Origin of the sequence: Bryobacter aggregatus MPL3 (assembly GCF_000702445.1) — a bacterium.
Taxonomy (GTDB): Bacteria; Acidobacteriota; Terriglobia; order Bryobacterales; family Bryobacteraceae; genus Bryobacter; species Bryobacter aggregatus.
Map to the genome: position 1 here is coordinate 412,145 of NZ_JNIF01000004.1, position 19,726 is coordinate 431,870.

General features: G+C 59.4%; 18 protein-coding genes. 10 read left to right on the forward strand and 8 right to left on the reverse strand.

All coding sequences use genetic code 11. The annotated features are described in order from the left end of the window. Window positions 1-3: 3 nt before the first annotated feature. The 4 genes from M017_RS0121455 to M017_RS0121470 all read right to left on the reverse strand — a co-directional run bounded on the left by M017_RS0121455 (window position 4) and on the right by M017_RS0121470 (window position 6,426). Window positions 4-1,311 carry a DUF1552 domain-containing protein gene (locus M017_RS0121455; protein WP_031500244.1) on the reverse strand — a complete coding sequence of 436 codons (1,308 nt, stop codon included), beginning with the start codon at window positions 1,309-1,311 and terminating at the stop codon, window positions 4-6. Beyond that, the gene (locus M017_RS0121460) at window positions 1,298-4,192 is read right to left on the reverse strand and encodes a DUF1592 domain-containing protein (protein ID WP_238325999.1); all 2,895 of its coding nucleotides are present in this window, start codon (window positions 4,190-4,192) and stop codon (window positions 1,298-1,300) included. Before M017_RS0121460 ends, M017_RS0121455 begins: the two co-directional genes overlap by 14 nt. Window positions 4,193-4,294: 102 nt before the next feature. Further along, on the reverse strand, window positions 4,295-6,016 hold the full coding sequence (poxB, locus tag M017_RS0121465) for a ubiquinone-dependent pyruvate dehydrogenase (protein WP_031500246.1): 1,722 nt from the start codon (window positions 6,014-6,016) through the stop codon (window positions 4,295-4,297). Window positions 6,017-6,060: 44 nt separating this feature from the next. Next, window positions 6,061-6,426, reverse strand: a complete 366-nt coding sequence (locus tag M017_RS0121470) for a tetratricopeptide repeat protein (protein WP_031500247.1) — start codon at window positions 6,424-6,426, stop codon at window positions 6,061-6,063. A gap of 36 nt (window positions 6,427-6,462) precedes the next feature. Between M017_RS0121470 and cmk the strand changes: the two genes are divergently transcribed. From cmk to M017_RS0121515, 9 genes are all read left to right on the forward strand, one after another. Further along, a complete protein-coding gene (cmk, locus tag M017_RS0121475; RefSeq protein WP_031500248.1) occupies window positions 6,463-7,152 on the forward strand; it encodes a (d)CMP kinase in 690 nt (229 codons plus the stop codon). After that, a complete protein-coding gene (locus tag M017_RS0121480) occupies window positions 7,149-8,564 on the forward strand; it encodes an aspartate kinase (protein ID WP_238326000.1) in 1,416 nt (471 codons plus the stop codon). Before cmk ends, M017_RS0121480 begins: the two co-directional genes overlap by 4 nt. A gap of 191 nt (window positions 8,565-8,755) precedes the next feature. Beyond that, window positions 8,756-9,121, forward strand: a complete 366-nt coding sequence (locus M017_RS0121485; protein ID WP_155121552.1) for a hypothetical protein — start codon at window positions 8,756-8,758, stop codon at window positions 9,119-9,121. 1 nt (window position 9,122) lies between these two features. Continuing rightward, entirely contained in the window at window positions 9,123-9,671 is a 549-nt protein-coding gene (locus M017_RS0121490; protein WP_031500251.1) for a F0F1 ATP synthase subunit B family protein, read from the forward strand. 2 nt (window positions 9,672-9,673) lie between these two features. Further along, complete coding sequence (atpH, locus tag M017_RS0121495) at window positions 9,674-10,219, forward strand: ATP synthase F1 subunit delta (protein ID WP_031500252.1); 546 nt, start codon at window positions 9,674-9,676, stop codon at window positions 10,217-10,219. A gap of 22 nt (window positions 10,220-10,241) precedes the next feature. Further along, window positions 10,242-11,771: a F0F1 ATP synthase subunit alpha gene (gene atpA, locus M017_RS0121500; RefSeq protein WP_031500253.1), complete on the forward strand. Its 1,530-nt coding sequence runs from the start codon at window positions 10,242-10,244 to the stop codon at window positions 11,769-11,771. Beyond that, a complete protein-coding gene (gene atpG, locus M017_RS0121505; RefSeq protein ID WP_031500254.1) occupies window positions 11,772-12,632 on the forward strand; it encodes an ATP synthase F1 subunit gamma in 861 nt (286 codons plus the stop codon). Between the two features lie 17 nt (window positions 12,633-12,649). Further along, on the forward strand, window positions 12,650-14,101 hold the full coding sequence (gene atpD, locus M017_RS0121510; protein ID WP_031500255.1) for a F0F1 ATP synthase subunit beta: 1,452 nt from the start codon (window positions 12,650-12,652) through the stop codon (window positions 14,099-14,101). 4 nt (window positions 14,102-14,105) lie between these two features. After that, window positions 14,106-14,510 (forward strand): F0F1 ATP synthase subunit epsilon, encoded by a 405-nt coding sequence (locus tag M017_RS0121515; protein ID WP_031500256.1) that lies wholly within the window; start codon window positions 14,106-14,108, stop codon window positions 14,508-14,510. A 494-nt stretch (window positions 14,511-15,004) separates the two neighbouring features. Here M017_RS0121515 and M017_RS0121520 read toward each other — a convergent pair whose 3' ends face one another. From M017_RS0121520 to M017_RS0121530, 3 genes are all read right to left on the reverse strand, one after another. Further along, entirely contained in the window at window positions 15,005-15,307 is a 303-nt protein-coding gene (locus tag M017_RS0121520) for a putative quinol monooxygenase (RefSeq protein ID WP_031500257.1), read from the reverse strand. A gap of 84 nt (window positions 15,308-15,391) precedes the next feature. Further along, complete coding sequence (locus M017_RS0121525; RefSeq protein WP_031500258.1) at window positions 15,392-16,195, reverse strand: hypothetical protein; 804 nt, start codon at window positions 16,193-16,195, stop codon at window positions 15,392-15,394. Further along, window positions 16,192-16,914 (reverse strand): VIT1/CCC1 transporter family protein, encoded by a 723-nt coding sequence (locus tag M017_RS0121530; RefSeq protein WP_051670701.1) that lies wholly within the window; start codon window positions 16,912-16,914, stop codon window positions 16,192-16,194. The genes M017_RS0121525 and M017_RS0121530 overlap by 4 nt, the downstream gene beginning before the upstream one ends. Before the next feature lie 54 nt (window positions 16,915-16,968). Here M017_RS0121530 and M017_RS0121535 point away from each other — a divergent pair, with 54 nt between their 5' ends. After that, on the forward strand, window positions 16,969-17,652 hold the full coding sequence (locus tag M017_RS0121535; protein ID WP_031500260.1) for a 3-keto-disaccharide hydrolase: 684 nt from the start codon (window positions 16,969-16,971) through the stop codon (window positions 17,650-17,652). Between the two features lie 109 nt (window positions 17,653-17,761). On the opposite strand, the gene M017_RS28115 is transcribed toward M017_RS0121535, so the two are convergent. Then, entirely contained in the window at window positions 17,762-19,684 is a 1,923-nt protein-coding gene (locus M017_RS28115; RefSeq protein WP_051670702.1) for an alpha/beta hydrolase domain-containing protein, read from the reverse strand. Between the last annotated feature and the right edge of the window lie 42 nt (window positions 19,685-19,726).

Sequence of the window (19,726 nt, forward strand, 5' to 3'; positions counted from 1 at the left end):
GCGCTAAATGTTTTCGAGCTTTGTGGTGGCGTCTCCGAAGGCGTCTGCCTGGATTCCCATGCGGTCCATGATGGAGAGGAAGAGGCTGCAAAGCTTGCGGTTGTCGTTGCCCGCCTTGATGTAGTCGAGGGTGCGACCCGTCTTGAGGGTGCCTCCGAGACCGCCTGCGAGCACCAGCGGGAGCCGGGAGTTGTCGTGCTTGCGGCCAATCCACATATTCGAGAGGAACATCAGGCAGGAGTTGTCGAGCACGCTGCCTTCGCCTTCCTTCATGCTGTCGAGCTTGGTGGCGAGGTAGGCGAGTTGGCTCAGGTGGAAGCGGGAGATGCGCTCGTAGCCTTCCGATGTGTTGTCGTGCGAGGCGGAATGATGGCCGTCCTTGACGCCCAGGAAGGGATAGTACATCGCGGACAGATCGCGGGCGAGTAGCAGGCTGGCGACGCGGGTCTTATCAGTTTGGAAGGCAATGGCAATGATGTCGCACATCAGCCGGGCGTGGTCGCGCAGATCCTCAGGCAGCCCGTTGGCGGGGCGGTCCATCGAGAAGACCGGACGGTTCTTTTGCTTGGCCAGATCTTCGGCGCTGTCCTTGCTCTTGCGCATGCTGTCGACGCGCTTTTCCACCTCGCGAACGCTGGTGAGGTATTCGTCGAGCTTTGCCTTGTCGTTGGCGCTGATGCTGCGACCCAGGCTATTGGCGTCGTCCATGACGCGGTCGAGGATGCTCATGTTGCGCAGGCTGCCGCGGTTCTCAAAGAGGTTGTCCCAGGCGAGCGACGGGTAGACCTCATTCGGCACCGGCGAGTCGGGCGTTTGCCAGGAGATGTGTGAGCTGTAGGCCATCGAGAAGTTGGTCTCGTGGTAGCCGGTCATCGGTTGTTCGCAGGCAAGGACGATGCTTTGTTGCGCTGTCTCCTGGCCGACTTTGTTGGCGATCAACTGGTCGACGGTGATGCCGGCCTTGATGATGGCGCCCTTCTGGATGACGGCGCCTGAGAGCAGCGCGCCAGTTTGCGCAGGGTGGATGCCTTGGCCCGTGGCCCGCTTCTGGAAGAGCCCGTGGACGACGTTGATCTTGTGCTTGAGCGGTTCGAGCGGCTCGAGCGTCTTGCTGAGCTTCATGTCCGCGCCGTTGCCTTCGGCGCCCCAATGGTCCTCATTGACGCCATTGCCCATGAAGAGAACGCCGAAGCGTTTGGGGAACTTCGTTGTGTCCGCAAAGCAGGGGAGCGATTCCATCCAGGGAAGCGCCATACTGACTCCGGCGCCACGTAGCAGCGTCCGGCGGGACCACGATCTATTTCTGGGCATTAGAAGCACCTTTCTGTTCGCTTTGTCGATTTAAAAACTGGGTACTCGTCACAATCGTATCTACCAGGGCGGAGAAACGATAGCCCCCCGCAATCAGCTTGGCGCTCATCCGTTCGACGAGCGGCTCGTCGGAAAGCAGCAGCGACCGTCCAAGAGAGTAGGCGAGCAACTTGCGGCTGAGGTTATCTACAAAATCCTTCTCCCGATTTTCTTTGATGTAGCTTTGCACGCCATCAACGCCGGATTTCTTCGCGCCGTTCGGGTAGATGGCCTCCGTGTTGACGGGCCTTCCGCCAAGATCGTTGGTGCGCCGTTCTCCGACAGGGCCGTAGTTTTCAAAGGCCAGGCCGAAGGAATCAAAGCGCGCGTGGCAAGCAGCGCAACTCGCGTTTTCGCGATGCTTGGCGAGCATCTCGCGCAAGGGTAAATCGGACTTGGCCTCGTCGCCCGGAAGCTCGGGGACATTGGCGGGCGGTGGCGGAATCACTTCGCCAAGCACGCGCCGCACGACCCAGTAGCCACGCTTCACCGGACTGGTGCGGAGGCCTGGGGAACTCTGCGTGAGAAACACAGACATGGGCAGCAGACCGCCACGCCCGTAGGGGCTCGCGTCATCGATGCGGGTCCAATCTTTCACTTCGGGCATGCCGTAGTGCTTGGCGAGCACGGGGTTGACGAAGGTATGTTTGCCGTAGATGAGATCAAGAACCGACTTGTCGTTGCGAACGACGTCGTCAAGAAAGCGGACCGGCTCCTCGAACATTGCTTCGCGCAGTTCATTGTTGAAGCTGGGGAAGCGTTGGCGGTCGACGGCGTTGTGTTCTTCAAAGCGCCGGAAGTCGAGCCAGTTGCCCGCAAACTCGGTGGAGAGGCCGCGCGCTTTTTCGTCCTTCAGCATGCGGTGCGCCTGGGCCATCAGCACCTCGGGTCGATGCAGATCCCCTTTGGCGGCATGGGACAAGAGCGTTTCGTCAGGCATGCTGGACCACAGGAAGTAGCTGAGGCGGCTGGCGAGCGCGTAGTCCGAAAGCGGCACGCCGGTGACTGCATTCGTGGGGCGGGCGCCTGCGCTGCTGAGGTCGATGCGGTAGGAAAACTTCGGCGACATCAGGACGCTGACGATCGAGTCGCGAATTGCTTCCTCGTGTGTCAGGCCATCCTTTTTGCGCAGGGACGCATAGTAGCCAGAAACGCTCTCTCGCTCTTTGACGGTGAGGGGCCTGCGATAGGCGCGCGCGGCAAAGGCAAGCAGGGCTTCGACGTGCTTCGGTTCGGCCTCGACACGCATCCGCTCGATGCGGCGGATGGAGTCGTCAACGCGTTTGAAGTGGTCGCGAATCGCTTCCATAGCAATGGGATTGTTGCTGGCCTCAGCCTTGGCGAGATAGGCATCGCGCAGGCCGAAGATAACCGGTGATGCGACGACTGCGGCGTCGCTGGGGCGCGCCGTACCGCTCTCGCGTCCGTTGCCCAACACCTCGCCGCTCTGGTTGAAGAAGTACTGCACCCAGGTGCGGGTCGTGTAGTCGCCGATGTACTCGAACTCGTCCCAGAGACGGTCGAGCTCCTTCTTGCCGCGTTCGTCGAGGATCAGCTCCATGAGCGGGGTGTCGTCGCGGAAATAGCCCATCACGTTGTGATAGCCGGCGCTGAGGAGACGGCCTTTGTCTTGTGAGTCGTCGGGGAAGAAACGGCCCCGCTCGCGCACGTAGAAGACGTCGGGGAAGACGGAACTCAGCTTCTCAAAGGCAGCCTCATAATTGGCGCGCTGGCCTGTGGGGATGATCAGGCTGGACTCGCCGACCCGTGCTTTGGCCATCAGGGCGGCGGCGCGGATGGCCGATTCCTGGCCGAGCCCGGGGTAGCGCGGAATGACCGGCGCTTCCAGTGGCGGATCGGTATCCATGCGCAAGGCGGCGCGATCGAAATCGCGGCGGTGAGAAGCGAAGGCGCGCAGCTTCCAGTTCATGATCGGCTGTGAGGTAGGGCTCAGGCCCTTGACCGGCGGGGCGGCGAACTCCATGGCGGTGAGCTTGCGGAGCTTCACCACGTAGTCGCGCATTTCAACACAGCGGGCGCGAACGGCATCGGGTGGCATCGTTCTCCACATCGTGCGCAGCTTGGCGATCGGGCCTGCTTCCGTGGTGCGGCCTTCGAGCAAGTCCCAGATCATCGGCAGATATTTCTGGCTTAGCTTCGCATCCGTTGCGATTTTCGCCAGGCTTAAAGTGGGCTGCTGCTTGTGGCGCCAGGCTGCTTCAAAGTAGTCGGCATAGTCGGTGGGTTGGCGGGCGTAGAAATCGACAATGCGCTTGATCGCGTACTTCTCCCGATCGGTTTCGACCAGCATCGGATGCGGAGCGAAGTCGAAGCCGTCGGGGGTGAGCACCATGTGGTTGGCGACTTCGCGAGCGGCCTGCAAGTACTTGTTCAGCAGAGAGGGCGACATCGTCAAGGACTCGCCCGAGTTGTCGAAGCCGGCGGGATTCGCAGGGTCGACGGGGAACTCGCGCGTGGGCCGGATGTCGGCTCCGGTCAAATCGCGAATCGTGTCGTTGTATTCCGCGTTGCTGAGGCGGCGGGCAAGGACGATGCCGGGGTCGCCCGCGCGCTTCTGCGCCTCACTCTTGCGCATGGAGTCAATCCACTGGACCAGTTCGCGGCGCTCGGTATCGGTGGGCTGGGGCGTGCCCTTGGGAGGCATCTCCTTGGCCGCGACACGCTCCATGACGGTGTTCCAATGCGCGTAGTCCTTGACGACGGAGGCTGTGTTGGTATAGGGCCGAAGATCGAATTGCGCGGCTGGTGCTGTGCCGCCGTGGCACCCGGCGCAATAACGGTTGACGATGGGGCGAACGGTGCCCGTAAAACGGCGATCCAAATCAGAAGCTGCATTCTGAGCTGAACCAACGGAAATCAAGGAAAAAAAGACAAAGACGCTACGTCGCATGAACCTGCGATGAGCCTATCATAGCCGCGGCATTTACCGGAATAAATTGGTCTTGGCCAGATCGATTACTTCGTCACCGCGTCCATTCATGACGGCCTTCAGCAGGTAAAGGCTGAAGCCCAGTGCGTTTTCGAGCGTGATGGTCGGGGGCATCGAAAGCTCTTGGCGGTTGACGGCGACATCGAGCAGCGCGGGCCCGTTGTGCTGCAGAATCTGTTGCAATGCGGGGCCTAATTCTTCTGGTTTGGTCACCCGGATTCCCAATATTCCCGCGGATCCGGCGAGGGTGGCGAAATCAGGATTGTCCAGGCTGACACCGAAATCGATCAATCCTCCCGCCTTCATTTCAAGCTCCACAAAGCCCAAGGAGCTGTTGTTGAACACAATCACTTTGACGGGCAGCTTCAACTGGTGCAAGGTGAGCAGATCACCGAGCAGCATCGCCAGGCCGCCATCTCCAGACAGACTGATGACCTGCCTGCCGGGGAAGGCCGATTGCGCGCCGATGCATTGCGGCATTGCGTTTGCCATTGACCCATGGGTGAAGGAGCCGAGCAGACGGCGCTTGCCGTTCATGTGCAGGTAACGCGCGGCCCATACGGAAGGAGTGCCGACGTCACAACTGAAGATTGCATCGTCAGCCGCCATCTCGTTGACGATGCGGGCAAGGTATTGCGGGTGGATGGGCGTGCGGCCGGGCTCGCCAACCGCCAGGTCATCGAGGCCCTTGCGAGCGTTCTTGTAATGGTTGAGACAGGCGTCGAGATAGCTGCGGCTGGTTTTGGGGTTGAGCTTGGGCAGCAGCGCTTCGATGGTCTCCTTGACGCCGCCAATGAGGCCGAGCTGCACGGGGGCCCGGCGGCCGATCTGCTCCCCTCGGATGTCTACCTGAATGATGGGTACATCCTTGGGGTAGAACTGGCGATAGGGGAAGTCTGTGCCGAGCATCAGCAACAAGTCGCAACTCATCATCGCTGCATAGCCAGAGGAGAAGCCGAGCAGGCCCGTCATGCCGACATCGAAGGGATTGTCGTATTCAATGAACTCTTTGCCACGTAGCGCGTGCACGACTGGCGCCTGGAGTTGTCCGGCAATGGCGAGAAGTTGGGCATGCGCGCCTTCGCAACCGGCGCCGCCGAGGATGGTGACCTTCTGTGCGGCGTTGAGGAGCTTCGCTGCTTTCTCGAGGTCGGTGGGAGAGGGGATGGTGGTGGATTGGGACTGGAGGATTGCCAGTGGCAGCGCAGGATTCTTGCAGGCGCCGAAGGCGACGTCGCCGGGGATCACGACCACCGCGACGCCGCGCTTGGTGAGGGCAGTGCGCATAGCAATGCCGAGGATTCTCGGCAAGCTGGAGGACTCTGTGACCAGCTCGCAGTAGTGGCTGCAATCCTTGAAGAGCTGCTCGGGATGGGTTTCCTGGAAGTAGCCACTGCCAAGTTCTGCGCTGGGAATCTGTGCTGCGATCGCCAGGACCGGCACGCGGCTGCGGTGGCAATCGTAGAGTCCATTGATGAGGTGCAGGTTGCCGGGCCCACAACTACCGGCACAGACCGCGAGTTGCCGGGTGAGGTGCGCGTCTGCTCCGGCGGCGAAGGCTGCCACTTCTTCATGCCGCACATGGAGCCAATCAATCTTGCCTGACTTGCGAATGGAATCGGTGATTCCATTCAGCGAGTCTCCGACCAGGCCGTAGACCCGCTGGACTCCGGCCTCAATCAACATTTCGACTAAGACATCCGCCGCGTTCGCCATATCCACATAGAGTGGGGCGGGAAATCAGTTGTTACCTTGCCGGGCTATTGGGGAATCGGGCGGCCCATCGATTTGTAGATGCCTTCGATCGTGGAGACGTTGTCCTTGGCCTTCTGGTTCGTCTTGTCGAATTCGAGAACGCGGCGATAGGCTTTGAGTGCGGCTGGATACTTGCGGAAGGGGGGCAGCTTGTCGTTGTACATATAGCTGTCGGCGTTGCCGAGCAGCGCTTCGACCATGGCGTTCTTGACGGCGACATCCTTGGGAGCTGCTTTGGCGGCCGGTTCCAGCACCGCGACGGCCTCTTCATACTTCTTTTCCTTCATCAGGCTCTTCGCCTGGTCTACGGCTTTATTGGCGCCAAAGAGCAGGGTGGCGCCCAGGGCGAGAGTCGCAATCGTACGGTACATGATTCGATTGTAAACGCCTTCGGCTAAAATGACAGTTTGCCCAAACGCTTGATCATTGCTATTGACGGCCCCGCCGGAGCGGGGAAGAGCACCATTGCGCGCCGCATTGCGGCTCGCGTGGGAGCAACCTATATCGACACGGGCGCGATGTATCGCGCCGTTGCCCTTTGGGCGATGCGGAGCAGCATTCCGCTGGAGGATCCGGTTCGTCTGGAGGCCTTGTCGCGCAATGCTCATATTCAGTTTGCCCACGGGCATCAGCGGGTGCAATTGAACGGCGAAGATGTGACCGATGCGATCCGCACGCCGGAAGTGGCTGAGGCGGCGAGCGTCGTGGCAGCCGTCCCCGGCGTTCGCCGCGCGATGGTGGACCTGCAGCGTGCCATGGCTGCCAAGACCAGCGTTGTGATGGAAGGCCGCGACATTGGCAGCATCGTGTTTCCGAATGCCGATATCAAGATCTTTCTCGATGCGAATACCGAGATTCGCGCCCAACGCCGTGCCGAGGATCTGACAGCACAGCAGATTCCCTTCGACCTTGAGACTCTTCGGAAGCAAATTGAAGAGCGCGACTTCCGTGACCGCAATCGTGCCGCTTCACCACTGATGCAGCCGCTTGATGCCACTTATCTCGACTCGTCCCATCTCTCTCCCCACGAAGTGGAAGAAGAGATCTTAAAAATTGTCCGCGCCAAGACCAGCAATGGAAAGGAATTAGTTCATTGATCCCGGATCTCCTCGTTATGAAGTTCGGTGGCACGAGCATGGGCTCTGCCGACCGGATGCGCGTCGCCGCCCAGATTTGCGTTGACGCCGCCCGTACCCGCCCTGTCGCGATTGTTGTTTCCGCCATGAGCAAGGTGACCGACCTGCTGCTCTCGACGCTTCGAGCGGCGGAAGAAGGCGACAAGGAAGGGGTGAAAGAAAACATACGCATCATCGAGAAGCGTCATGCAGACACTTGCCAGGAACTGCTTCCCGCCGATCGCCAAGATGCCGTCCTGTCGATCATCCGTGGCCTGATTGAAGAGTTTGAACGTCTCTCGAGCGGCATCCTGATGCTGGCGGAACGCCCGCCGCGTAGCGTCGACGAAGCGCTTTCGATCGGGGAACGGCTGAGCGCCGCCTTGATCGCTGCTTATCTCGATGCGAGCGGTACTCCGGCTGTTGCCGTCAATGCGCGCGAAGTGATTGTCACCGATTCGGTATTTGGCAATGCCAGCCCGATCATGGACTTCACGATCGAGCGGGCCGCCAAGATTCTGGTGCCGAAACTTCTGGCCGGGACGCTGCCCGTAATAACAGGCTTTAACGGCGCAACGGTGGATGGACGGCCGACGACGCTCGGACGCGGCGGATCTGACTTCAGCGCGAGCATTCTCGCGAGTGCGCTCGACGCGAAAGAACTCTGGATCTGGACCGATGTTGATGGCATCATGAGCGCGGATCCCCGTCTGGTGCCCGATGCCGCGGTGCTCGACGTGGTGACCTATCGCGAGGCGGCCGAGTTGGCCTATAACGGCGCGAAGGTGCTACACCCGCGTACGATTGCGCCGCTGGTGGACAAGGGAATTCCAGTATGGTCGAAGAACAGCTTCAACCTGACCGCTCCGGGCACGATGATTGCCGCACAGGCAGAAGGTAATGGCCCGCGCGCGGTGACCTCAATGGCCAGTGTCGCGCTGATCTCGATTGAGCCGGCAAGCCCGGTGATCAACGGCACGATGCTGATGGGGCGTGTGCTTGAAGCGCTGGGACGGGCCAATGCGGAAGTGCTTGCCTTCACCAGTTCGAGCTACCAGCAGAGCTTCTGCTTCTTGATCCGCAAGGATGAAGTGGATATTGCGCTGTCGCGGTTGAAGGCGGAACTGAGTCTTGAACTCGCGCATGAGTATGTGCATCCGATCGAAGTCGATGACAATGTCGGCCTGCTGGCCGTAGTGGGGGAGGGGATGGCTGGGCATCCTGGCCTGGCGGGGCGGATCTTTACCGCCATCTCCGCAGACAATGTGAATATCATTGCGATTGCGCAAGGGTCGAGTGAATTGACGATCTCGATTGTTGTGCGCCGCGATGGTCTAGAGCGCGCCGTGAAAGCAGTACACGCGGAGTGCCGTATGGGAGTGCCAGTGACCTAAAATCCCTTGAACAAGGGATGCTGCCCATTGCAAATTACGGTTAAACAAGAAATCTTGCAGTTTGACAGTGTCATTTGTTATATTTATGGGTTCCGTCACCACAATACATGGAACAGATGCTCCACAGCGCAGGAGCCCTCCTCGTCCAGGCCCTGCCAACATTCTTCGTTGTCGTACTACTTCACTGGTACTTGAAGTCGACTCTTTTCCAGCCGCTGGAAAAAGTCCTTGCCGATCGTTACGCCGAAACCAAAGGCGCCCGAGAGAAAGCCGCTGCTGCTTTGCAGACGGCGGAACTCAAGGTTGCCGAATACGACGCCAAGCTCCGCGCCGCCCGCGCTGAGATCTATCAGGAACAGGAAGTTTGGCGCAAAGGTCTGCTGGACGAACAGACGCTCGCCCTGACTCAAGCTCGTGAAGGGAATCGAGTGCTGATCAATGAAGCCAAGCGCAAGCTTACGGTGGAGTTGGACAGCGCCCGTGCCACACTCTCCCAGGAGGCCGAATCTCTTGGCAATCAGATCGTGGCAGGAATCATGCGCGGGAGCCACAACTAAAATGTCCCGTTATTTTCTCCTCCTGGCTCCGGCCTTGCTGCGCGCGGCCGAAGAAGCCGGCGCGGCCCATGCCGAGAACATCACCTACAAATGGATCAACTTCGGCATCCTGGCCGCGGGCATCGCCTTTCTAGTGGTGAAGTTCATTCTGCCGATTTTGAAGGCGCGCAGTGAAGCAATCGGAAAAGACCTTGCCGATTCAAAGGCAACGGTGCAGGCCGCCGATGCGAAGGTGCGCGAACTGACTGCGAAGCTCACCCACTTTGATCAAGAGATTGGTGAGATCCGTGATCGTGCTCTTGCCGAGCGCGAGGTTGAAGCAAAGCGGATTCAAGCGCAGACGCAGTCCTTGCTTGCCAAGCTTTCGGAAAACGGCGCCACCGAGATTGGCAATGCGACACAGGTTGCCATTGCGGAACTTCGCGCCTTTACCGCAAGGAAGGCGATCGAGATTGCCGAAGCGCGCTTCAAGAATGAAAGCAATCCGGAGACGCAGGGCGCTCTGGTGCAAGCCTTTGTGAGCGACCTCAAAGCTAAGGAGGCTCGCTAGATATGTCTGAAGCTCTTGCAGGCCGTTACGCTACTGCCTTTGTCGATATCCTCTTTTCGCCCGATGCGCCGCTGTCTCCTGATCAGGCCATCGAAGAGCTGCGCTCCTTCGATGCGATGGTGTCTTCTTCCGCCGATCTGCATCACATCCTGAACTCGCCGGCCGTCTCGCGTCCGCGCAAGCGGGCCGTGGTTGCGAAGATCGCCGAAGAGGCCGGACTCAGCAACATCCTGCGCAACTTCATCTTTGTGGTGATCGATCGTGGGCGTCCGTCCATGATTCATGCCCTGCGATTGAAGGTGGAAGAATTCATCGATGCCAAGCGCGGTGTCGCGCGCGCTTATGTCACAACCGCTGCTCCGTTGCAGGACGGGGAGAAGGCTGCGATCGCTGGGGAACTTTCTCAGATCAGCGGCAAACAAGTTCACTGCGACTTTCAATTAGACTCGTCCTTGCTGGGTGGCGTGCTCGCCCGCATCGGCTCGACAGTATACGATGGCTCAGTCCGTGGCAAGCTTGCTGCGTTGAAGAGCCGCCTCACGGCTTAACGAACAGGAAACGAACAAGAATATGGCTCAAATCCGGGCAGACGAAATTTCGCGCGTACTGCGGCAGGAAATCGAAAATTATGACAAGGCCGTCAATGTAGAAGAGATCGGCTCTGTGATCAGCGTTGGCGACGGGATTGCCCGCATCTATGGCCTGGAGAAGGTCATGGCGGGCGAACTGGTGGAGTTCCCCGGCGTTGGCGTTTCTGGCCTTGCGCTGAACCTCGAAGAAGACCAGGTGGGTGTGGTGTTGTTGGGCGACGCCACTGGGATTAAAGAAGGCGATGAAGTGCGCCGCACAGGCCGCATCATGTCGGTTCCTGTCGGCAAGGCGATGATTGGCCGCGTGGTCAACGCGCTCGGCCAGCCGATCGACGGCAAGGGCCCGATCGCGACGGACTCCTTCAATGCCATTGAGCGCCTGGCGCCTGGCGTGGTCGACCGTCAGCCGGTGAAGCAGCCGATGCAGACCGGCATCAAGAGCATCGACGCGATGATTCCGATTGGCCGTGGCCAGCGCGAATTGATCATTGGCGATCGCCAGACCGGCAAGACCGCCATCGCCATCGACGCGATCATCAACCAAAAGGGCGGCGACATGATCTGCGTCTATGTCGCGATCGGCCAGAAGCGCTCGACGGTGGCGCAGGTTGTGAAGACTCTCGAAGAGCAAGGCGCGATGGAGTATTCGATCGTCGTTGCCGCGACGGCCTCCGATCCGGCCCCGATGCAGTATCTGGCGCCCTTTGCTGGTTGCGCCATCGGTGAGTTCTTCCGCGACAACGGCGGCCATGCCCTTTGTATCTATGACGATTTGTCGAAGCACGCTGCGGCCTATCGCGAGATCTCGCTGCTGCTGCGTCGTCCTCCTGGCCGCGAAGCCTATCCCGGTGACGTGTTCTACTTGCACTCCCGCTTGCTGGAACGTGCCGCAAAGCTGAGCGCCAAGCTCGGTGGCGGTTCGCTGACCGCGCTGCCGTTTATCGAAACGCAGGCCGGCGACGTTTCTGCTTACATTCCGACGAACGTGATTTCGATTACGGACGGACAGATCTTCCTTGAGTCGGACTTGTTTAACTCGAACATCCGCCCTGCGGTGAACGTCGGCATCTCGGTGTCGCGCGTCGGTGGCAGCGCCCAGATCAAGGCCATGCGTCAGGTGTCGGGTTCGCTCCGTCTGGACCTGGCCCAGTACCGCGCACTCGCTGCGTTCGCTCAGTTTGGCTCCGATCTCGATAAGGCTTCGCAACAGCAGTTGACCCGCGGCAGCCGTCTGGTGGAGTTGTTGAAGCAGCCGCAGTATGCGCCGCTGCCGGTAGAGAAGCAGGTGCTGATTGTTTACGCCGGTACGAGTGGCGTGATCGACGATCTGCCGCTCGATAAGGTTCGCTCCTTTGAAGTGGAGCTGTTCCGCTTTGTCGAGAACGCACATCCTTCGATTCTTTCGGACATCCGTGAGAAGAAGGAGATGACGGACGATATCAAGAAGGCCGTCAACGCAGCTCTCAAGGAATTCAAAGATCGCTTTGTCGCCGAGCACGTAAAGAAATAAATGCCCAGCCTGATTGACTTACGCCGCCGCATCCGGTCGGTCAAGAACACGCAGCAGATCACCAAGGCCATGAAGATGGTGGCCGCGGCGAAGCTGCGCCGTGCGCAGGAACGCGTGCTGGCTGCCCGTCCTTACTCGGAAATTTACGCGCAGATGCTGGCCGATGTGGCTGCCGCCGCTGCCCATGCGGGCGGAGACATCAGCCATCCGCTGCTTGCTTCCCGCGAGGAGAAGCGCATTCTGCTGATCCTGGTGACCAGCGATCGCGGCCTGGCCGGCGCCTTCAATACGAACCTGATCAAGGCCGCACAGGTCTTTATCGCGGAACATAAGAACGCCAGCTTTCAGATTGAAGCTGTGGGCCGCAAGGGCCGCGACTTCTTTGCGCGCCGCGATTACACCTTTACCGGCGAGCATGTCGGGGTGGTGGAGAAGGCGCGCTTTTCGGACGCCGCCGCCATTGCCCAGAATGCCGCTCTTGCTTATTCCGATGACCGCGTTGATGCGGTCTATCTGATCTATAACGAATTCAAAAGCGTCATTGCGCAAAAGTTGACGGTGTCCAAGCTGCTCCCGATTGCTGTCGAGAGCAGTGAAGAGCCGAAGGATTATATCTTCGAGCAACCGCCCGCCCAGTTGCTCGGCACCCTGCTGCCGAAGTATGTCGAGACCGGAATCTATCGCGCCATGTTGGAGAGTTCAGCGGCAGAGCACGCTGCCCGCATGACGGCGATGGACGCTGCCACTACCAATGCAGCCGATGTACTCGAAGGACTGACGCTGTATCTCAATCGCGTCCGTCAGGCCAGCATTACCAAGGAAATCATCGAAATCGTCAGCGGCGCTGCCGCTTTGGATTAAACGGAGTCATTACAGAAATGTCCACCACCGCTGAAGCCGTCGTAGGCAAAATTATCCAGGTCGCCGGCCCCGCCGTCGACGTGCAGTTCCCTGAAGCGCACATCCCGTTGATCTATACCGCCATCCGCATCACCTCGGAAGGCTACAACACCCCCGCGCCGATCGACATCATCGCTGAGGTCGCCCAGCACATCGGCGAAGGCCGCGTGCGTTGCATCGCACTGCAGCCCACCGAAGGTCTGGTGCGTGGCATGAAGGCGGAGTCGCTCGGCAAGCCTGTCACGGTGCCTGTGGGCCGTGAAGTGCTTGGCCGCGTGTTGAACGTGATCGGCGAGCCGGTTGATGAGATGGGTCCGGTGAAGGCAACGCACTTCTCCTCCATCCATCGCGAAGCTCCTGCCTTTGATGAGCAGTCGACCGAGCTGCAGATGTTTGAGACGGGCATCAAGGTCATCGATTTGATCGAGCCTTATCTCCGTGGCGGCAAGATCGGCCTGTTTGGCGGCGCCGGCGTCGGCAAGACCGTCATCATCATGGAGCTGATCAACAACCTCGCGATGAAGCATGGCGGCTTCTCGGTGTTTGCCGGCGTCGGCGAGCGCACCCGTGAGGGCAACGATCTCTGGTTGGAATTCCAGGAGTCTGGCGTGATCGACCCGAACGACTATACGAAGTCGAAGGCGGCTTTGATCTACGGGCAGATGACCGAGCCTCCAGGCGCGCGTCTCCGTGTGGCGCTCACCGGCCTGACCGTTGCGGAATACTTCCGTGACGAAGAGAACGCCGACGTGCTGCTGTTTATCGACAACGTGTTCCGCTTTACGCAGGCGGGTTCGGAAGTATCGGCACTGTTGGGCCGTATGCCCAGCGCCGTGGGTTATCAGCCAAATCTGGCGAGCGAAATGGGTTCCTTGCAGGAGCGCATCACCTCGACGGCCAAGGGTTCGATCACCTCGGTGCAGGCGATCTATGTGCCTGCCGACGATTACACCGATCCGGCGCCGGCCACCGCGTTTACACACCTGGATGCAACGACGAACCTGTCGCGCGACATTGCGGCTCTCGGAATTTATCCGGCCGTTGATCCGCTGGCTTCCACCTCGCGCATTCTTGATCCGCGCATCGTTGGCGAACTGCATTACCAGACGGCGCAGCGCGTCAAGCAGGTGTTGCAGCGCTATAAGGACTTGCAAGACATCATCGCGATTCTCGGTATCGACGAACTTGGCGAAGAAGATCGCTTGAGCGTGTCGCGTGCCCGTAAGATCCAGCGCTTCCTGTCGCAGCCCTTCTTCGTCGCCCAGCAGTTTACGGGCATGGAAGGCAAGTACGTGAAACTTGAGGATTCGATCAAGGGCTTCAAGGAAATCTGCGATGGCAAATACGACGATCTGCCTGAACAGGCCTTCTACATGGTGGGAACCATCGAAGAAGTGCTCGAAAAGGCCGAGAAGCTGAAGAAGGCCTAACGCCGTGGCTGACACCTTCACCATCGAAATCGCAACGCCCGAAAAGCTGGTCATTCGCAATGAAGTGACGGAAGCGCAGATTCCGGGCGCCGAGGGGATGCTGGGTATCCTGCCCGGCCATGCCGCTCTGATCAGCGAAATCGACCCTGGCGAGCTCAGCTATAAGATGGACGGCCAGAATCATGTTCTGGCTGTATCCAAGGGCTGGGTCGAAGTCTCAAACAACAAGGTGCGCGTGCTGGTTGATGCCTGCGAGAATGCAACGCAAATCGATCGGGCTCGTGCCGAGGAAGCACTCCGGCGCGCCAATGAGCGCCTGAGTTCGCCGAAGCAGGAATTGGATATGGCGCGGGCGCTGAATGCCGCCAAGCGCGCCCATGCCCGGTTGGCTGTTGCGAAGAATCAGTAAGAATCCAGACGAGCTGGAAGCAAAGACCCTGCAGCAATGCAGGGTCTTTTGATTTGGGTTCGTTGTGCTCAAGACCGGGATGGCCGGTGACTTGATGCGAAGGCCTGAAATCTGTCCAGTTGGCGCCCGTCCCGGGGCCGGCCTTTGCAGCTAGTCATCTTGGCAGGAACTGAACCCGGGTGCTTGTGGCATAGGATCTTGGGCGGGTGGTACGGCGGCCTTCATCCGCGGATCTGCATTCGGGTTGGCGCGTTGGATTCGGATGTGGCCACAGCCGTTCGTGGGCTTGACGGGCGCTTGGAGGGAGATTGTCGCTGGCGCTTTTGCTAAGACTGTTGGCGTTTCAAAGCTGCCGAATGGAGCCGATGCTATTACGGGGCGAAGTGAGTGCACCCGCAACTGGAAATCGAGCGGCTGGCTTTGTCCAAACACAGTGCAACTGAGTAAAAGACCACAACCGAGCAACTTGGATTTCATGGTGCTAATCTAGCAGATCACTTTACCGGGATCAATCCGTGCCCACCTACGGGTGTGGTGATGGTGCGGCTTCCAAAACCGGCAATGAGTGGCCTGCCGGCAGTGATCGCTTTCCGCACCGCAGGGAGTTGGAGCGAGGCTTCATGGCTGGCCTGATTCTCCCAGACTTCTGTGATCCAGATGGCATCTCCGTCAGCGGGATCTTTCGCAATGATATAGCTGAGACAGCCGGGCATCGCTGTCGTTCCTTCGCTGAGAATTGCGATGAGTTCCTCCCGCTTTCCTGCGACTGCGTTCATTTTCACAATGATTCCGTACATTGCTGGTGTTCCTGCCATTCCTGAGTTGAGGGCTGCGCCCAATATCAATTCCCGCCGTCCGATCTGTGGCACATCCTCAGAGTATCAACGCAACCACGGTGAAATCACTTCATCCCAGAGCATCCAAAGGCAGAACACTCCGAGGATCGTCCCGATGATCCAGTTCGTGCGATTCGTCTTTTTCCTACGCGCCGCTGCTGCAGCCGCGGCTGCCTTGCTCTTGAGATCCCAGACTTGCGATTCATTTGCTGCGCGAAACTGGCTTGCATAGTTGCTCGAGCGGAACAGATAAGCACGCCAGGCCGGTTCAAACTCGAGGGAAAGGATGGGCGTGAAATCGACGGCCTGATCAACCTCGGTGGGCGCGGGTACGGCCATGTAGGCGCTCTTGCGCCAGACCGGAATGAGGAGAGAAAGCCCGATCGCCAAGGGGATGCAGCCGAGGAGAAGCGGCACCAGGCTGAAGTGCTTCAGCGTCTGTATGAAGAAGAGCAGCGAGATAGCCATCACCACAACTCCGGCGGGGCCGTGAGACTCAGAGAAGATACGGCGCAGCGGGAGCCAGGGGCTCTGCGCCACGATCGAGCTGCGTTGCTGTTGCAGACAGCGATCGCAAAAGGGGATCTCGAACGCATCGATTGTGGACTCCGAGGAACTGGGCGTCTCGTCGTCAGCCGGAATGTGGAAGAGAAAGGGCCGCTCCACATGAAGTGTGTGGGTCGCGCGGGCTTCACAGTTGGGACAGATGGGCAGGAAGCGCGGTGTTCCTGTTAACAGAACCAGATTCGCTTCTGGCGGCGCAGAACGAATCGCCCGGCGGAGATCGCCGCGCGTGTTGCCAGTAGTGGCGAGCGAGCGAATCGAGAATGGGAGCGGGGTGGGGGTCATGCTTCCCCGAATATCTTTCCAACTGCAGCAGTCAAGCCCATTGCGATCGCCCCCCAGAATAGGACTCGAGTTGCGCCCACCAGCACGCGTGCGCCGCCCGCTCTGGCTGCGACGCCGCCTAACGAGGCGAGGAACAGGAGCGAGGTGGCGGCAACCAGTGGAATGAGATAGGGACCTGGCGTGATAGCCACCACCAGCAAGGGGAGTGCCGCACCGACCGCAAAGCTTGCGGCCGATGCCATCGCTGCCTGGATCGGGCGCGCGGTCATTGTTTCTGAGATGCCCAATTCGTCCCGGGCATGGGCTCCTAAGGCATCATGCGCCATCAACTGCCGGGCTACTTCATCGGCGAGCTTCGCGTCGAGCCCTCTCTCGACGTAGATTTCCATGAGTTCCCGATGTTCGCTCTCAAAGTCATTTGCCAATTCCACCTTTTCTCGTGCGAGATCAGCTTGCTCGCTGTCCGCCTGCGAATGCACAGAGACATACTCTCCTGCCGCCATAGCTCCTGCCCCTGCCATGAGCCCGGCAATGCCTGCGACGAGGATTGCTTTGTGGCCGGAGTTGGCCGAGGCGACACCCAGCACCAAGCTCGCCGTCGAAACGATTCCATCGTTTGCGCCAAGGACAGCGGCGCGTAGCCAACCCACCCGGGAGGTGACGTGGCGTTCTTTGTGACGTAAGTGCAAATGAAAATCTCCTCGCGCAGCATTTTTCATCCGATTTTAAGACGCGAGTGGGAGGATTGTTGCTTCTGGGTTACGATCAATCCCATGCGTCCTGCTGCATTTCTCATTGTGACTGCGCTGCTTGTTGCCGTGTTCTCCGCGACAGGTGGTCCGGTGCCGGAGTTCCGAAGTCTTTTCAATGGTAAGAATCTGGCGGGGTGGGTGAATGTCAATACCGACCCCGGGACTTGGAGTGTGAAGAAAGGCCTGCTGGTATGCTCCGGCCATCCGATTGGAGTGATGCGAAGCGAGAAGCAATATGAGAACTTTATTCTCCACATCGAATGGATGCACATGGAGGCTGGTGGCAACTCCGGCGTGTTTGTCTGGAGCAGTGCGAACCCGAATCCGGCGAGCCGGCTGCCAGATGGTGTTGAGGTGCAAATGCTCGAACTGGAGTGGCCGGAGTTGAATAAGAAGGATGGTGTTACGCCTCCCATCGCTTATGTGCATGGTGAGCTTTTTGGTGTAAACGGTGTCAGGACCATTCCCGATAATCCGCGTGGGACGCGCAGTATGTCTGTTGAGAATCGTTGTCTCGGTAAGGGGCAGTGGAACACTTACGATGTCGTTGCCGTGGACGGTACGATCAAGCTGTCGGTCAATGGCAAGGTAGTAAACGGCATCAGCAAGTCGACGCAGCGCAAAGGCTATCTCTGCCTCGAATCAGAAGGCGCCGAGATCCACTTTCGCAACATCAAGATCATGGAATTGCCGCCAAGCCACTAGGTGTGGCTCGTCTGGCGACGTATGTGGTGCAGGCCCGTTGCGCTGCGAGAGGTGCCGGTCTCCGCTTCCCGGTTCTCGACCGGCTGGACCACCGATTGAGACATTCCAGCTAGTGATGGATGGCCCATTCATAATGGGTGGACGCCAGATCGAGGGTGTCGGGAATGTCTTCCACCAGCATCAGGCCGCTCTTCACCAGCTTGCGAGCCGCCTCGGCAATTAAGCCCAGATAGTGCTCGCGCGTGGGGTAGCGTTCGCCGATCGACAAGCGGGTATCGGTGTGGATGTTTCTTGTGGCGCGCGATAAGGCGAAGGGCAGGATTGCGCCGGTTTCGCCTTGCAATTGTGAGGGTGCGCCCGCATTCGGATGGCGGTAGTTCCATCCCGTATAAGTGGCGAGCGGGGCGGCAACAAGTGGCAAGCGAATGCCTGCCTTGTCGATGCCGTCTTCGTCGACAGCCGGTACGAGAGTTGCATACTGCGGGCCGATCTGAGGCGGCTCGGTACTGAAATCAAGCTGGTAGACCTTGAGGTTCGGCGGCGGCAGCGTGAGGTTCGGAATGCGAGGCCAAGTGGCCGTGCTCGCTTGTACCAGGCTTCGGTCGATCAGTTTCGGATACTGGCTGGGCGGCGGTTCTGCTTCGCCGCTCACCCATTTGTCCAGCGCGGCAAAGAGCGCTCGTGAGAGTGGAACGCGATTCAGGGGGTTGAGGGCTGCTTGTGTTTCTGTGTCCTCGACCTGTGGCGGGAAGGGGCCTGGGAAATGGGCTCCCGAACTGATCATGTAGAGGCGTGAGGTGCCAGGGATGGCGAGGTCACTTTTGCCCAGCGGATCGGTGTGGGTCAAGGAGGCTCCGCGATTGTAATATTCCGCGCTGGACAGAATGTGGAAGAGCTTGGGTACTACTTTTTTGTCTGTCGCTTTGGCCAGAAGAGAATCGTTTCGCTTGCTGAATGGGTCGGTTGTGGGGCCGTCGGCGAAAGGAAAGATGTCCACCGGGTAGAAGAAATTGAAGTGCTGCTCAGCATCGCGGCTCGCTTGTCCGAAGCGTACATTGAAGGAACCGCGACCGGCGCCTCCGACTTCATCGATCACGCCATCGAAGGCTGCTCCTCCGCCTTCCATTTCGTTGAAGCCCTCATAGAGGAATTGGCGCAGATAGCGTCCGCTTTGGGAGGAGCCCCAGGCGTAGGCGACCTTGATCTGCCGTTGCGTCTTGAAATGCTCGATCAGATCGCGCGTGGCGGCGAGACTGCAGCCAATCACGCGTGGCCCGCTGGCCCGATAGATCACTTCATAGATCTGCCCTGGCGCGAAGCCCCCGGCGAGGGTGACCATGCCATTGGGCAGTATTTGCCAATCGGCCCGTGGGAGTTTGTGGGGCGTGCCGGTCGCGGTGTCGCGGACGGTGAGCGTGTCTTCGGGGTTGTTGCGGTGGATGGGCTCATAGGCGATGTGGCCGCTGTCGGCAAGCGATGCGGTTTGGGTTCGTTTTGAGAAGATGAAATTGCTGCGCACCAGCCCGGTGATCGCCGCGCCGTTTTCGGTTGCGATGGGCAGTTCCATGCGCATGCGGCCTTGCGGGACATCCCACTGCCAGCCCATCCAGAGGATCGAATACCCTTGGCGCATCAGATACGCGTCGCCGAAGTGTTCGGGCGTACTGGGATCGGGAGAGCCCGCGGCCTTCTGCATGACGCGCAGGGCTGCCTTGGTGCCTCGATTGCCCACCTCGTAGAAGAGCTTGCCGTTTGCTTTCGCCGGGTCGGCCGGAGTGAGCAGGTAAAAGTCGCCTTGGAATTCGACCTTGCCCTGTGTATTTCTGGGCGCGAGTTTGAGGTCGGCAATGGCTTGATTCTGGGGCAGGGAAGGATCGAGCGCAAAATGAGCTTGCCCGACGATCTTGCGGTAAGCGCCAGCTTGCCCAAATGCTTTGCCTTTCAGCACTACTTCTTCGCGTTGCACCTCAAGGCGGGTGAGCTCCGCGGAGCCAGTGGCCGCCAGGAAGGCGATGAGCAGGAAAATCCTCATTGCTCGATTTTAGACGGAGGGGCTCATGCGGCATGGGCGACA

Excerpts from the sequence above, each read along its gene's own strand:
- M017_RS0121455 (WP_031500244.1), bottom strand. The coding sequence starts at position 1,311 with ATGCCCAGAAATAGATCGTGGTCCCGCCGGACGCTGCTACGTGGCGCC.
- poxB (WP_031500246.1), bottom strand. The coding sequence starts at position 6,016 with ATGGCGAACGCGGCGGATGTCTTAGTCGAAATGTTGATTGAGGCCGGA.
- M017_RS0121470 (WP_031500247.1), bottom strand. The coding sequence starts at position 6,426 with ATGTACCGTACGATTGCGACTCTCGCCCTGGGCGCCACCCTGCTCTTT.
- M017_RS0121490 (WP_031500251.1), top strand. The coding sequence starts at position 9,123 with ATGTCCCGTTATTTTCTCCTCCTGGCTCCGGCCTTGCTGCGCGCGGCC.
- atpH (WP_031500252.1), top strand. The coding sequence starts at position 9,674 with ATGTCTGAAGCTCTTGCAGGCCGTTACGCTACTGCCTTTGTCGATATC.
- atpA (WP_031500253.1), top strand. The coding sequence starts at position 10,242 with ATGGCTCAAATCCGGGCAGACGAAATTTCGCGCGTACTGCGGCAGGAA.
- atpG (WP_031500254.1), top strand. The coding sequence starts at position 11,772 with ATGCCCAGCCTGATTGACTTACGCCGCCGCATCCGGTCGGTCAAGAAC.
- atpD (WP_031500255.1), top strand. The coding sequence starts at position 12,650 with ATGTCCACCACCGCTGAAGCCGTCGTAGGCAAAATTATCCAGGTCGCC.
- M017_RS0121520 (WP_031500257.1), bottom strand. The coding sequence starts at position 15,307 with ATGTACGGAATCATTGTGAAAATGAACGCAGTCGCAGGAAAGCGGGAG.
- M017_RS0121525 (WP_031500258.1), bottom strand. The coding sequence starts at position 16,195 with ATGACCCCCACCCCGCTCCCATTCTCGATTCGCTCGCTCGCCACTACT.
- M017_RS0121530 (WP_051670701.1), bottom strand. The coding sequence starts at position 16,914 with ATGAAAAATGCTGCGCGAGGAGATTTTCATTTGCACTTACGTCACAAA.
- M017_RS0121535 (WP_031500260.1), top strand. The coding sequence starts at position 16,969 with ATGCGTCCTGCTGCATTTCTCATTGTGACTGCGCTGCTTGTTGCCGTG.
- M017_RS28115 (WP_051670702.1), bottom strand. The coding sequence starts at position 19,684 with ATGAGGATTTTCCTGCTCATCGCCTTCCTGGCGGCCACTGGCTCCGCG.